Origin of the sequence: Solitalea canadensis DSM 3403 (genome assembly GCF_000242635.2) — a bacterium.
Taxonomy (GTDB): domain Bacteria; phylum Bacteroidota; class Bacteroidia; order Sphingobacteriales; family Sphingobacteriaceae; genus Solitalea; species Solitalea canadensis.
This window is the reverse complement of record NC_017770.1, coordinates 2272789-2285969: the sequence shown is the minus strand read 5'-3', so window position 1 is coordinate 2285969 and position 13181 is coordinate 2272789. Positions and strand designations below refer to the sequence as shown.

Annotated in this window: 14 protein-coding genes; 6 read left to right on the top strand and 8 right to left on the bottom strand. The window is 35.3% G+C overall.

The features are described 5' to 3' along the window. Positions 1–176: 176 nt before the first annotated feature. Together SOLCA_RS09405 and SOLCA_RS09400 are read right to left on the bottom strand one after the other, a co-directional pair. A complete protein-coding gene (locus SOLCA_RS09405) occupies positions 177–833 on the bottom strand; it encodes a hypothetical protein (RefSeq protein ID WP_014680214.1) in 657 nt (218 codons plus the stop codon). A gap of 10 nt (positions 834–843) precedes the next feature. Then, the gene (locus tag SOLCA_RS09400; protein WP_014680213.1) at positions 844–1197 is read right to left on the bottom strand and encodes a hypothetical protein; all 354 of its coding nucleotides are present in this window, start codon (positions 1195–1197) and stop codon (positions 844–846) included. A 352-nt stretch (positions 1198–1549) separates the two neighbouring features. On the opposite strand from SOLCA_RS09400, the gene SOLCA_RS09395 reads away from it, so the two are divergent. Next, entirely contained in the window at positions 1550–2551 is a 1002-nt protein-coding gene (locus tag SOLCA_RS09395) for a lipid A deacylase LpxR family protein (protein ID WP_014680212.1), read from the top strand. A 6-nt stretch (positions 2552–2557) separates the two neighbouring features. On the opposite strand, the gene SOLCA_RS09390 is transcribed toward SOLCA_RS09395, so the two are convergent. Continuing rightward, positions 2558–2914, bottom strand: coding sequence for a Rieske (2Fe-2S) protein (locus tag SOLCA_RS09390; protein WP_014680211.1), 357 nt, complete (start codon positions 2912–2914; stop codon positions 2558–2560). Between the two features lie 71 nt (positions 2915–2985). Between SOLCA_RS09390 and SOLCA_RS09385 the strand changes: the two genes are divergently transcribed. The 3 genes from SOLCA_RS09385 to SOLCA_RS09375 all read left to right on the top strand — a co-directional run bounded on the left by SOLCA_RS09385 (position 2986) and on the right by SOLCA_RS09375 (position 6244). Further along, positions 2986–3771 (top strand): TIGR00266 family protein, encoded by a 786-nt coding sequence (locus SOLCA_RS09385; RefSeq protein ID WP_014680210.1) that lies wholly within the window; start codon positions 2986–2988, stop codon positions 3769–3771. Between the two features lie 118 nt (positions 3772–3889). Continuing rightward, complete coding sequence (locus SOLCA_RS09380; RefSeq protein WP_014680209.1) at positions 3890–4753, top strand: aldose 1-epimerase family protein; 864 nt, start codon at positions 3890–3892, stop codon at positions 4751–4753. 204 nt (positions 4754–4957) lie between these two features. Next, positions 4958–6244, top strand: a complete 1287-nt coding sequence (locus SOLCA_RS09375; protein WP_014680208.1) for a citrate synthase — start codon at positions 4958–4960, stop codon at positions 6242–6244. 78 nt (positions 6245–6322) lie between these two features. On the opposite strand, the gene SOLCA_RS09370 is transcribed toward SOLCA_RS09375, so the two are convergent. The 5 genes from SOLCA_RS09370 to SOLCA_RS09350 all read right to left on the bottom strand — a co-directional run bounded on the left by SOLCA_RS09370 (position 6323) and on the right by SOLCA_RS09350 (position 11329). Then, entirely contained in the window at positions 6323–7318 is a 996-nt protein-coding gene (locus SOLCA_RS09370) for a DUF3667 domain-containing protein (RefSeq protein ID WP_014680207.1), read from the bottom strand. A gap of 106 nt (positions 7319–7424) precedes the next feature. Continuing rightward, a complete protein-coding gene (locus tag SOLCA_RS09365) occupies positions 7425–8687 on the bottom strand; it encodes a NupC/NupG family nucleoside CNT transporter (protein ID WP_014680206.1) in 1263 nt (420 codons plus the stop codon). Between the two features lie 72 nt (positions 8688–8759). Next, positions 8760–9362, bottom strand: a complete 603-nt coding sequence (locus SOLCA_RS09360; RefSeq protein ID WP_014680205.1) for a bifunctional nuclease family protein — start codon at positions 9360–9362, stop codon at positions 8760–8762. Between the two features lie 85 nt (positions 9363–9447). Continuing rightward, a complete protein-coding gene (locus SOLCA_RS09355; RefSeq protein ID WP_014680204.1) occupies positions 9448–10425 on the bottom strand; it encodes an electron transfer flavoprotein subunit alpha/FixB family protein in 978 nt (325 codons plus the stop codon). 166 nt (positions 10426–10591) lie between these two features. Continuing rightward, positions 10592–11329, bottom strand: a complete 738-nt coding sequence (locus tag SOLCA_RS09350) for an electron transfer flavoprotein subunit beta/FixA family protein (protein ID WP_014680203.1) — start codon at positions 11327–11329, stop codon at positions 10592–10594. 124 nt (positions 11330–11453) lie between these two features. On the opposite strand from SOLCA_RS09350, the gene SOLCA_RS09345 reads away from it, so the two are divergent. After that, positions 11454–11789 (top strand): tetratricopeptide repeat protein, encoded by a 336-nt coding sequence (locus tag SOLCA_RS09345; protein WP_014680202.1) that lies wholly within the window; start codon positions 11454–11456, stop codon positions 11787–11789. A gap of 93 nt (positions 11790–11882) precedes the next feature. After that, positions 11883–13088 carry a chromate efflux transporter gene (chrA, locus tag SOLCA_RS09340; protein ID WP_157604544.1) on the top strand — a complete coding sequence of 402 codons (1206 nt, stop codon included), beginning with the start codon at positions 11883–11885 and terminating at the stop codon, positions 13086–13088. Positions 13089–13181: the final 93 nt, after the last annotated feature.

The window sequence follows — 13181 nt, the reverse complement described above, 5'->3', positions numbered from 1 at the left end:
CGCTTAATAGCCTGCATCAATTATTGTTAATTCCAGTTAGTTAAAGCGAAAATATTAATTCTAGGTTAAAAAAGGACTATGGTCTAAAAAAATATTGAAGAAATTTTTAATTGCTCAATTGCAGTAGAAAATCTTTTCTTATTAGGTATTGGGTATAAATTACCGATCTGGTATCTTTAGGAATCTATTGAAAGAAACTTTTTACGCTCAGGCATTTGTAAAATAGCATAGGCAAATAAAATATTAACAGCAATACTTATTGGGGTGTGCAATTTCAAAACACTCATGTAAAATGCATTGCTTGCATTAAATTTGAAATTAATAAATAAGGCAATTAAACAATAAAGGAGATGGATAAGAACTACCCCTAAAGACACAAGTATTTTGTAGTTAATAAGGATAATGCCCTTTTCTTTAAAAAGTATTTTATTGATTTGCTGGATGCTTAATATAACAAGTAAAAAAGCCGAAACAGCCCAACTATAATTATTGAGTACAAATAAGTTACGGTTTAATAAGCTTTCAATTACCCATATTGAGATAACAATAATATTAAGGCCCCAAAATGTTACTCTAGCATTTTCAAATAATTTCCAAAGCCTAAACTGAGTAGTTAGGAGAACAAAATTAATGATCACATAAAAATTTATTAAAATTAGATTATTATTAAAGAGTGATTGGAATAAAATACCCAGAATGTCATTAACAAGTGTGTATGCTATGTAATAGACAATTACCCTATTAGTTATCTCAATTCTATTTATTTTGTATAGCCCAGTTAGCAGGGCTATACAAAGGCTGATTGTGTTTATATCATTTAGTGTTAATGACATAAAAATTGGATTAATAAGAACCTTTAGTACAATCTGGTGGACACATTCTAATTGGATCATCAACTTCACCGTCAATTGCAGCAGCTTTTAATAATGTTTTTGAACCACTTTCTGCTACATGAGATAAAACATCTTCTCCTGCTTCATTATATCCAACTAAAAAAAGACTTACCTGGTTATCATCAATTTGAGTAAAATATGCCCTAACTCCTTTTACCTGATGACTATTGATGATGTTGGTAATTGTAGCTAAATCAAAATCAACACAATTAGGTAGCTTTATATTAGTAGTATTTTTTTGAGCGTTTTCCCGGTATTTTTTTACTCGTTCTTTTGCTTCAGCTAACGAAATTTTCTTTTTCATTGTTTTTGTTTTTTATTTTGATGTTTTTGTATGGGCAAATGTATGAAGCACTGATTAATCTATACATATAATTTCTATTAAAAGTATAACTACTGATTAAAATTACGTAGTTATACGCATTTTGTTGAGTAGTAATACTGCTTGTTTTTCACTAATACATTTTCATCTTTACATATCAAAATACACAAATCTATTGCTCTTTAAGAGTTGAATCTCTTTATCCCACTTCTGCCTGGATTAGTTGAGGATACCTCGATCTAACCGTTTTATCTAAAGAAATAAGCGTTGGCCAGGGCCGGTTCAACGCTTGTTTTTTCTTTGCATTACTGTTTTTTAATCACATATTTGTCGAATGGGGAGATCAAGAACAGGCCTGCTTTTTCCTTTTTTTTGCGCTGTTTTCATTCTAATGAATCAGTTCGTTTTTGCGCAAGACAACAGGCAATATGCATATCAGGTAGGTGGACAAACAGACAATGATTCTTATGCTTTTACCGGAAGAGATAGGTACTATTCCAATGGATTGTTTTTTTCATTCCGAAAAGCGATAGACAGTAAAAATTATGCTACTTCAAATAATATAGTTAAAAAGATTTATGGGTTTGAGTTAGGCCATGAGATATTTATGCCTTTTACAGCCCAAAAAGGATATTACAGCGAGGATCTTATTGACAGACCTTATGCCGGGTATATTTACCTGAAGGGTATGTATGATTTTTTTTATAAAAAAGAATCAGCATTGAATTTGTCAGCTTCGCTGGGACTTATTGGTCCATCAACCGGGGTTGATAAGCTGCAAAGCTGGGTGCATGATGCATTTGGTTATTATGAACCACAGGGATGGGAGCATCAAATAAAGAACTCTTATGGTATAGATTTTACTGCTACCTATAAAAAAGTGTTTATTAAAAATTCATTGGAAAATCGAAGATTCGATTGTTCTTTTATAGGAGAAGCCCGTTTGGGTACATTTTTTATCGGAGCTTCTGCCGGAGTTTTACTCAGGGCCGGTGGTTTAGAAAAAATGTTTAATAGTGCGGTGTTTAATGCTAAACCGTCCTCTGGTGGAGAGGGTGCTCTACGAAATAGTGAATGGTCATTTTATGCACTTCCTATGCTCAGCTCGGTAGTATACGATGCAACAATACAGGGTAATATATTTGAACCAGGGCCTTTGCCTAATGAAATAATTAAAGAGCCTCAACGACTTGTTTTTAGTCAGCAAATTGGCTTCTTGTTTACTGAAAGAAAATTTGGACTGGATATTTCTTATAACTATAGGAGCAAGGAAGTGGTAAATGTTATTAAAGCAAGCCAATTCGGTTCTATAAAGTTTTTTTACTTTTTTAACTGATCGAGTTTATTTAAACCAGTTAATAGGATTAAGGTAAGAAACCGGCAAGCCTATAAAGAGGTCAGCATCAATTATTTTTACAGGATATATTCTTATACAGTTTCCTTGTTCTGTTGTCTCCCTGCCGTTTTTGATATCGAACTTATGCCTATGAACGGGACAAACGATTGAGTCATTTTCAACCCATCCTTCACTTAAGCTTCCTCCTGCATGTGGGCATTTGTTCTGAAAAGCGTCAATAGCATCTCCTCGTTTTAACAGACAAATCTTTGCAGAACCTATTTTTTGAAAGGCTAAAGAATAATTTCTGTTATCCTGTTCAATCCAATTTATACCTTCCAGTTTGTACCACTTTACAGCCATTTATTTTTTTGTTGATAGTAATACTTTATGCTAAGTAATGGTATTTTTATCGGATAATTTCTAAAAATAAAATGAAAAACAATCACGAAATCGACTTTCGCATTTTTGGCGAAGAATTACAATGCGTAGAGATCGAATTGGATCCCCAGGAAACTGTTGTCGCTGAATCGGGTAGTTTTATGATGATGGATCAGGAGATCCAAATGGAAACAATTTTTGGTGACGGAAGTCAGCAAAACTCAGGTTTTATGGGTAAGCTTTTTTCAGCAGGAAAACGTTTACTAACTGGAGAAAGTTTGTTTATGACAGCCTTTACCAATCAAGGGCAAAGTAAAAAGCATGTAACCTTTGCGGCTCCCTATCCTGGACGTATTATTCCTATGGATTTACATCGTTTAGATGGAAAGTTAATCTGCCAGAAGGATGCATTTTTATGTGCAGCCAAAGGTGTTTCTATCGGAATCGAATTTCAGCGAAAATTGGGTACAGGCTTGTTTGGAGGAGAGGGGTTTATTATGGAGAAATTAGAAGGTGATGGAATGGCTTTCGTACACGCAGGAGGAATGGTTGTTGAGCGCGAATTGCAACCTGGTGAAGTTTTAAAAGTTGATACAGGCTGTATCGTTGCCTTTACTCATGGCGTTGATTATGATATTCAGTTTGTAGGTGGAATAAAAAATTCATTGTTTGGAGGTGAAGGTTTGTTCTTTGCAACATTACGGGGCCCTGGAAAAGTTTGGATTCAATCATTACCAATATCCAGATTAGCTGGCCGTATTTTATCGCTCGCAACCGGACCTCGTAAAGAGGAAGGTAGTATTTTAGGTGGCTTAGGCAATTTAATAGACGGAGATTAGTTTTTTAGTCTGGAGTCTTGAATCTATAGTCTTGAGTCAGTTTGGATGACTATTCAATCAAAATTAGGATATCAATTCTCTTGTATTTTGACCTTTTCACCCAAAACATATAACATACATGCATATTCTTGAAAACGAATTTTTATCCATTAAGGTAAAAACCAAGGGTGCTGAATTATGCAGTTTATTTAATAAAAAAACAGGGTTGGAATACATGTGGCAGGCAGAGGAGACTTGGCCGAAACATGCTCCAATCCTGTTTCCTTTTGTTGGTAAACTCAAAAACGATACCTATTACTATAAGGAGCAATCATACAATCTGCCTCAACATGGCTTTGCCCGCGATATGAACTTTAAGCTCGCATCGTATGATGATAAAGAGCTAGTGTTTAGGCTTGAGAGTGATGCTGAAACCTTGTTAAAGTATCCGTTTAATTTCAGTCTTGAAATTGTTTATCGAATGGAGGCAGAAGTGCTAGAAGTAATAACCCGTGTGATTAATGCTGATGACAAAGAAATGTATTTCTCAATTGGGTTTCATCCGGCTTTCAAAATTCCGTTAACAGTGAACGAGAAATATTCGGATTACTTTTTGGAATTTGAAAGAACAGAAACTATTAAACGTTGGAGTGTCGAAAATGGTCTTATCGGTAAGCCTTATAAGATTGTTCTGAATAACGAAAATGTGCTTCCATTGAGTTATGAATTATTTAAGGACGATGCGATTGTTTTAAAGGGATTACACTCCCAAAAAATCAGTATCAGAAATCAGTTACAAAACAGCGGTTTAGATTTTTTCTTTAATAACTTTCCGTTTTTTGGGATTTGGGCAAAACAAAATTCTGATTTTGTTTGTTTAGAACCTTGGCAAGGCATCGCAGATTCTGTGTACAGTACACAAAAACTGACCGAAAAAGAAGGGATTCTTTCATTACCTCCAAATGGAGTATTTATTTGTGGGTACAAAGTACGTTCTTTTTGAAATTTTTCATAGAAATTGCCTAAAGCGTTAGAGATTTTTAAAAAATGACAAAGAAAAGTACATTTATTTTTAAATCTATCTTAAATAATTAAATTTGGACTCCCATAAAAAACCCGCATCAAGTAAGACTCTTATCCATAACAGGAAATCAATATGTGCGGGTATTTTGTGGCCCCATATATCACTCAGATTTTTAATTAAGTTATGTCAGAAGTAGCACAACTCAAGTTAGGAGACAAATCGTACGAACTCCCGGTAATTACAGGTACGGAAAATGAAAAAGCCATTGATATCGGTAAGCTAAGAGATCTTAGCACGCACATTACATTAGATTCTGGTTATAAAAATACTGGAGCAACTAAAAGTGCTATTACATTCTTAGACGGTGAAGAAGGTATTTTACGTTATCGTGGTTATCCAATTGAGCAATTAGCAGAAAAATCGACTTTCCTTGAGGTTTCTTACTTGTTAATTTATGGTGAGTTGCCAACACAAGAGCAATTGACTGATTTTCAATTTCGCGTAAGTCGTCATACATTAGTTCACGAAGATATGCTGAAGTTTTTTGATGGTTATCCTTCAAAAACTCACCCAATGGGACAATTAGCTTCATTAGCTTGTTGTCTATCAGCATTCTATCCGGAATCATTACACCCAAATCAAACTCCTGAAGAAGTAGACCTGAACATTGTTCGTATGTTTGCTAAGATGCCTACTATCGTTTCGTGGATCTATAAAAAAGCAATCGGTCATCCGGTAATGTATCCTAAAAATAAACTGGATTATGTTTCTAACTACTTGTATATGACTTTTGGTCACCGTACAGAAGAGTATGAGTTGGATCCGGTTATTGTAGATGCAATGAATAAATTGCTTATTCTACATGCAGATCATGAGCAAAACTGTTCAACTTCAACAGTACGCATCGTAGGTTCATCAGATTGTAATTTGTTTGCTTCAATTTCTGCAGGTGTTGCGGCATTATGGGGTCCTCTTCATGGTGGCGCTAATCAGGCTGTAATTGAAATGCTTGAATTGATCAAGAAAGATGGTGGCGATGTTGATAAATGGGTTGCTAAAGCAAAAGATAAAAATGATCCATTCCGTTTAATGGGCTTTGGTCACCGTGTATATAAAAACTTTGATCCTCGCGCTAAAATTATCAAAGAAGCATGTGATAAAGTTTTAGATAAATTAGGTATTCAGGATCCGGTATTAGATATCGCTAAGAAATTGGAAGAAGTTGCATTGCATGATGAGTATTTCATTGAACGCAAACTTTATCCAAACGTAGATTTCTATTCTGGGATTATTTACCGTGCATTAGGTTTCCCAACCGATATGTTTACTGTATTGTTTGCATTAGGTCGTTTACCTGGTTGGATTGCTCAGTGGAAAGAAATGCGTGAAAATAAAGAGCCAATCGGCCGTCCTCGTCAGGTGTATGTAGGTCATACTAACCGCGATTACGTAAACATTGAAAAACGATAAAAATTGATAGTCTAAATAAAAGAAAGCCTCCCAAATTATTTTCGGGAGGCTTTCTTGTTTTATCTTTTTGTACACTTTCTAAAAAGTACTAAACAAGATCATCGTAATAAGCAGTAAGCTGAAAACAAAACAGATAGCATAGAGCAAATAGAGAAGCATTATTTTGAATGCAGTTTTCCATCTTCCTTGTCCGTAAACAACCCTTAGTGACCGGTATATATACCAAATCAAAGTCATAATAAAAGCAAAAGTAAGGAAGTCTTTAGCATTAGCCGGAAGAGGCAGTGCTCCTATAAGGATGAATGCAGAGAGTAATATGAAAATAAACGTGTGCAGGTGTAAGGAATAAACAAGATGCTCTACATAATAAAGTTTCGACTTATAAAAAGTGATACGCAAACAAACTGCAAATAAAGGCAACAGCAGGAACATTGTTTTTGGTATATTATGTTTAAATGATTCCCAAAAAGCCTCTTGTCGTTCTTTTTCCCCAAGTTCTATTGTTCTTTTATTTATAAAATGAGTGAAACTATCATCTCTGTCAGCTTCTTTCAATTTAAGCTGATCTTTCTCATACTGCTCGGCAGTATATCCTTTTTTTCCTCTCCAATAAAGATCATTATCTTTATTTTTAGTTGAGTCTGAAAGAACAGAGTCAATTTTTAAAGTTGAGTTGCTTAAACTTTCTTTAATAGTACTTTTGATAATAGCTTCTTTTTCCTGTTCATTTAAAAGTTTGCCGTGATCATTTACTTTAACCAGACTTTTCTGTCCAAATAAAATCAGAAAGAAAATAACACTTATAAATAAGTACATGCTGGCAGGAGGGAAGTGGCTGGCTCTTTTCCCTTCAATATATTCTTTTGTTAAAACACCTGGTTTTGTGATCAGTGGAATGATGCTTTTGAAGAATTTAGAATCGAAATGGAAATAATGGCCTACGTTGTGTGAAAGAAAATGCCAGAAATTTTCCTTTGTTTCAATGTTTTCCTGTCCGCATTCAGAGCAGAATTTTCCATTTACAGTTGTTCCGCAGTTTAAACAGTTATTTTCTTTCCGGTAATGTTTGTGCATATAATTGATAGGATGAATGGTTTGCGGGACTAAAATAAAAAAGCTGTTCCGTATTTCGGAACAGCTTTAACTAATAATTAAATTTTATTAAAATCTTTTTTATAGCTTACATCAAGATACCTGCAATTGTAGCAGAAAGATAAGATGCTAATGTACCACATAATAGTGCTTTTAAGCCTAATTTGGCTAAGTCCGCACGACGTTCTGGTACAAGAGCTCCGATACCGCCAATTTGCATCCCAACACTGCTGAAGTTAGCAAAACCGCAAATTGCAATACTTACAATCATTAATCCTTTTTCTGTAACAACCGGCACCGTTTTGCTCGTTAAATTCAAAAAGGCAACAAATTCATTTACTGTTATTTTTTGACCCAGTAAAGTAGCAACACTATTTACATCTTCACTTGGAACACCCATAGCCCATGCAAAAGGATAAAAGATTTTGCCGAAAATGTAATTAAGGCTTAAGTTTAAATCAGGACTAAAAAGTTGTCCCGTCCATAACAATAAAGCATCTAGCAAAGCAATAATAGCAATGAAGCCAATCAGCATCGCGATTACATTCATGGCAATTTTAAAACCATCTGCCGCACCGTGAGAAATCGCATCGATTACATTGGAATAATTACTTTTTACATCCAGTTTAACATGCCCTAATGTTTGGCTTTCTTCAGTTTCAGGATATAAAATTTTAGAAATAACTAAAGCGCCGGGAGCAGCCATTAAACTTGCTGTAATTAATTTAGGAGCCAGGTCCATTCCAGCTTGAGCACCCATTTTAGCATAAACAACCAAAATACCACCAGCAATACAGGCCAAGCTTCCGCTCATACTTGCTAAAAGCTCACTTTTGGTCATTGTCTTAAGATAGGGGCGTATCATTACTTGGGCTTCCACCTGACCAACAAATGCACTGGCAACATTACTTAATGCTTCGGCACCACTAACACGCATAATAAAGTTCATTGCTCTAGCAATAAGAGATACAATACGTTGCATTATACCAAAATGATAAAATACAGCCACTAATGCGCAAACTAATATAATGGTAGCAGTAACATTAAAAGCAAATACAAATCCACCGGAGTTATAGTTACCAATAACACCATTCCCTTTATCAACACCTAAACCTCCATATACAAACGATGCACCCTGAAATGCGAAATGTTCAATTTTTTCCATTCCATGACCCAGCATTTCAAAGAAATGACGTACAAATGGAACTTTAAAAACCAATACTGCAATGATTACCTGGAGCAATAAACCGCTCAGCACTACACGATAATTAATTTTTCTTTTATTATTGGACATTAAAAAAGCAATGCCCAAAATAAGTGCAATGCCGAATAAACCGGTAAATCTACCCATGATTATTGATTGTTCTCTTAAGATTAATTTAACGGGTGCAAAAATAAAATTTTAGAGGAAATATACTGCTGGTTATGAAGCTTTTCTTCGGCTTAATTCATCCCGTATTTTGGCTGCTTTTTCATAGGCTTCTTCCTCAAGGGCTGCTTTTAATTGAACACGTAATTCATCATCTGATAAAGAAGCATAACTACTTACTCCCGGAGATGAAACATTAGGAGAATCTTCTTTACCTTCAACATTCTCAAGGAAAACGAATTCGTTGCCTTCGATCAATATGCCAGCTTGGGATAAGATAAATTCATAGGTGTAAATCGGGCAGTTAAAGCGAACTGCTAATGCTATTGCATCTGAAGTGCGAGCATCAACTTCCAACGATTTTTTTCCATCAAAGCAGATAAGTTTTGCGTAAAATATTCCGTCAACAAGATTATAAATAATAACTTCCTGAATCTGAATATTAAAGGCTAAGGCAAATGATTTGAAGAGATCGTGTGTAAGCGGGCGGGTAGGAGTCATTTTTTCAATCTCAATGGCAATCGCCTGAGCTTCAAATCCGCCAATGATAATAGGTAAACGACGACGACCATTAACTTCACCCATAACTAATGCATACGCCCCCGACTGGGTTTGGCTGTATGATAATCCTACAATATCAAGCTTAATCTTCTTCATTAATTAAAAAATGTCGTTCGGTGTTAAAAACCGAACGACACGCTAATATAGGATTTAGAATCCGAAATCAGTAAAAAATCTTGATTTACGCAGCGTCTTTCAGCTTTTTAACAGCCTCAATAATTTTAGGAACAACTTCAAAAGCATCGCCAACTATGCCATAATCAGCTACTTTGAAGAATGGAGCTTCAGGATCTTTGTTAATTACAACGATCACTTTTGAAGAACTCACACCTGCCAGATGCTGAATTGCACCTGAAATACCAATTGCAATATAAAGATTAGGGCTGATAGCAATACCAGTTTGTCCAACGTGCTCAGAGTGAGGTCTCCAGCCTGCATCTGATACAGGTTTTGAACATGCTGTTGCAGCTCCTAATAAGTTAGCCAATTCTTCAATCATTCCCCAGTTCTCCGGACCTTTTAATCCACGACCAGCGGAAACAACTAATTCAGCATCAGGTAAGGAGATCTTATCTGATGCGCGAACGATGTCTTTGATCATGATGCTAAAATCATTTTCAGCAGTAGATGCCGAGAAAGCTTCAATTGCTGGAGACTCAGCACGCTCAACAACTTTAAATGAGTTAGGAACCAATGAAATGATCTTAACATCAGAAGTTAATTCAACATGAGCAAATGCCTTACCAGAAAAAGCAGTTTTCTTAACAATAAATTTGCCACCACCCAATTCAGGTAATTCAACCGCACCATCAACTAAACCAGCTTCTAATTTTACCGCAATGCGAGGGGCAAGACCTTTTCCCGAAAAGCTTGCTGCAAGCACTACTATTTTAGAACCTTCTGCTTTTGCAGCCTGAGCTACAATGGATGCATAAGCTTGGTTAACAAAACTTTTTAATTTATCATTATTTACGAAAAGTACTTTTTGAGCACCATATTTGCCTAATTCAGCTAAAGATGCATCATCTACATTGCCAATAGAAAGAGCTGTTAAGCTTGTTCCTAATTGATTTGCAACCTCTTTTGCATAAGAAACTACTTCAAACGTTGATTTTTTGAATTTGCCATCGGCATTTTCAACATATACTAATACTGACATAGTCTTGTTAAATATAATTTTGGTTAGGATTTGAAGTAAGTAATAACAATTTATTTAGTTATCTAATCAAATCCAATGTTTTAAACAGTTTAATTTATTAACCAGATGTTAGAATTGTGTTGATAGGTAAGTCTCAAATCTTCAATCTAACATCTCATATCTTAATTTAGATCACTTTAGCTTCTGAATGTAATGCATCCACTAATTTAGCTGCATCGTCTGCTGCAATCATCTTAACCTGACCACGAGGAGCAGGGGTATCATAAGATTTTACTTCAGCAACTTTAGCGATTTCAACTGCTTCAATTACAGCTAATGGTTTGGTACGTGCCGACATAATTCCACGCATATTCGGGATTTTAGGTTCAGCAACACCTTCTGCACAGCTTGCAATAAATGGAAGAGGTGACTCGATAACTTCTTTTCCTCCTTCAATTTCACGCTCCAAAGTAGCTTTGTCACCCTCTACGGCTAATTTTTTAATGATAGAGATGGATGGAATTGATAAAAATTCACCAACCATGGCAGCCACCTGAGAACCGTTATAGTCAATTGACTCGCGTCCGGTTAAAATAAAGTCATAGCCACCGTCTTTAGCAACATTGGCAATTTGCTTAGCCACAAAGTAGGCATCACGAGGAGCTGCATTTACACGGATTGCATCATCTGCCCCAATAGCCAATGCTTTGCGTATAGTTGGTTCAGTTGAAGCATCCCCAACATTTATAACGGTTATCGTTCCTTTTCCACCTTCACAAAGCTCAATTGCACGTGCAAGGGCAATTTCATCATATGGATTAATGATATATTGCACACCAGCAGTATTGAATTGTGTATTGTTATCCGTAAAGGCTATTTTTGTTGTGGTGTCGGGAACGTTACTTATACAAACTAGTACTTTCATAATTATTATTTGATTGGTTTCTAAAATTCATTATGCATGCATACAAATATATAAAGCAAATTCAATTTTACTAATTTTGTAGACATTGATTTCGTAAAAATACCTAAAACCTTAGATTCTCAAAATGCAAAACACTCGTTTAGAGCAATTGAAACAATATTTATTGAATGAGCCTGATGATTCATTCCTAAAATACGCAATAGCAACCGAATATATTAAGCTTGATCAACTGGATGAGGCATTAAATTATTTTACAGAATTAGTAACTACCGATGAAAATTATGTAGGTACCTATTATCATTTGGGTAAACTTTATGAAAAACTAAGCAAAAAGGATGATGCAGAAGCTACCTATAAAAAAGGGTTAATGATTGCCAGAAAGGCTGGTAAAATGCATGCTGCAGCAGAATTGCAGCAGGCATTGAATTCGGTGTTGGGTTTAGATTATGAGGATGATTAATCCTTTAATCATTTCTATAATTGATTCTTTCTGATACATTTATACTAACGGTAATACGTTGATTAAATATTGACATCATTTAACAATACGATTTTGACCCCAAAAAAAAATCTTTTTCTTCGTGATGTACTTAAATATACATTAACTGCCTTTGGTGGGCCGCAGGTACACATGGCTTTAATGTTGCGAGAATTTGTGCAAAAACGAAATTATCTTACTGAAGAAGAATTATTGGAGTTAAATGCTCTTTGTCAGGTATTGCCCGGACCTGCATCAACACAGACAATTACGGCTATCGGATATAAAATAGGAGGGTTGTGGTTTGCCATTTTAACTTTTCTTATTTGGCTGTTGCCATCAGCAATTCTGATGGCTTTGGCTGCAATTCTTTTTGCTACTTATTCCTCAAAAATTGAGGTCCCTAAATTGCTTAAAATCATAGAACCTATGGCGCTGGGTTTTGTAGCCTATGCGGGGTATATTTTTGCCAGAAAAGTACTGAATAACAAGTTAACCATTTTGCTGGCCGTTGTTTCTCTTACTTGTTCGCTTTTGCTTAAAAATCCGCATGTATTTCCATTTATGTTTCCGGGTTTGATTTTTTTTGGTGGATACATTACTTCTAAAACTAATAAGAATTTAGAAGAACGGGATTTGGGTGAAAAATTGGTAATCAATGTAAATAAAAAGAAAGTGGCTTACTTCTTTGGTATCCTTATCTTTTTTGCATTGTTAGGTGCTTTAATCAATAGAACTTCATTCTTTAGTTTACCTGTCCGTTTGTTTGAGAACTTCTATCGTAATGGGGCATTGATATTCGGTGGCGGACAAGTGTTGATCCCGTACATGTACACGGAGTTCGTTGAGCTTAAAAAATACCTCACAACTCAGGAATTTCTTTCTGGTTATGCTTTACAACAGGTGATTCCTGGACCTGTTTTTTCCTTTAGTTCTTTTTTAGGAGGAATGGCCATGAAAAATGGAGGAATAGGGGGGCAACTTTTGGGAAGTTTAGCAGCAGTGTTAGGTATAAATTTACCCGGATTGATCTTGATATTGTTCATTGTTCCATTCTGGAATGATCTTAAGAAGATCACACGTATCAAGAATTCACTAGTTGGAGTAAACGCTGTTTCTGTTGGTTTTGTAGTTGCAGCTTTTTTCCTTCTTTTAAAACCTATCGGAATAAATTATTTCTCAATAGGTATAATTGTAGTCACATTTTGTTTGTTAAGGTTCACAAAAATACCCGCAGCCATTATTATGTTCAGCGGGCTTATATTAAGCTTTTTAATATAGCTATTAGCTTATAGCAGTTAGCTTTTAGCTACTTGTCGAGTGGCAAAATTTAATAACTGATACCTAACTACCATTTTAGGTATTGGCTTTTAG

Coding starts and splice junctions, on each gene's coding strand:
- SOLCA_RS09405 (WP_014680214.1), bottom strand. CDS start 833: ATGTCATTAACACTAAATGATATAAACACAATCAGCCTTTGTATAGCC.
- SOLCA_RS09400 (WP_014680213.1), bottom strand. CDS start 1,197: ATGAAAAAGAAAATTTCGTTAGCTGAAGCAAAAGAACGAGTAAAAAAA.
- SOLCA_RS09395 (WP_014680212.1), top strand. CDS start 1,550: ATGGGGAGATCAAGAACAGGCCTGCTTTTTCCTTTTTTTTGCGCTGTT.
- SOLCA_RS09390 (WP_014680211.1), bottom strand. CDS start 2,914: ATGGCTGTAAAGTGGTACAAACTGGAAGGTATAAATTGGATTGAACAG.
- SOLCA_RS09385 (WP_014680210.1), top strand. CDS start 2,986: ATGAAAAACAATCACGAAATCGACTTTCGCATTTTTGGCGAAGAATTA.
- SOLCA_RS09380 (WP_014680209.1), top strand. CDS start 3,890: ATGCATATTCTTGAAAACGAATTTTTATCCATTAAGGTAAAAACCAAG.
- SOLCA_RS09375 (WP_014680208.1), top strand. CDS start 4,958: ATGTCAGAAGTAGCACAACTCAAGTTAGGAGACAAATCGTACGAACTC.
- SOLCA_RS09370 (WP_014680207.1), bottom strand. CDS start 7,318: ATGCACAAACATTACCGGAAAGAAAATAACTGTTTAAACTGCGGAACA.
- SOLCA_RS09365 (WP_014680206.1), bottom strand. CDS start 8,687: ATGGGTAGATTTACCGGTTTATTCGGCATTGCACTTATTTTGGGCATT.
- SOLCA_RS09360 (WP_014680205.1), bottom strand. CDS start 9,362: ATGAAGAAGATTAAGCTTGATATTGTAGGATTATCATACAGCCAAACC.
- SOLCA_RS09355 (WP_014680204.1), bottom strand. CDS start 10,425: ATGTCAGTATTAGTATATGTTGAAAATGCCGATGGCAAATTCAAAAAA.
- SOLCA_RS09350 (WP_014680203.1), bottom strand. CDS start 11,329: ATGAAAGTACTAGTTTGTATAAGTAACGTTCCCGACACCACAACAAAA.
- SOLCA_RS09345 (WP_014680202.1), top strand. CDS start 11,454: ATGCAAAACACTCGTTTAGAGCAATTGAAACAATATTTATTGAATGAG.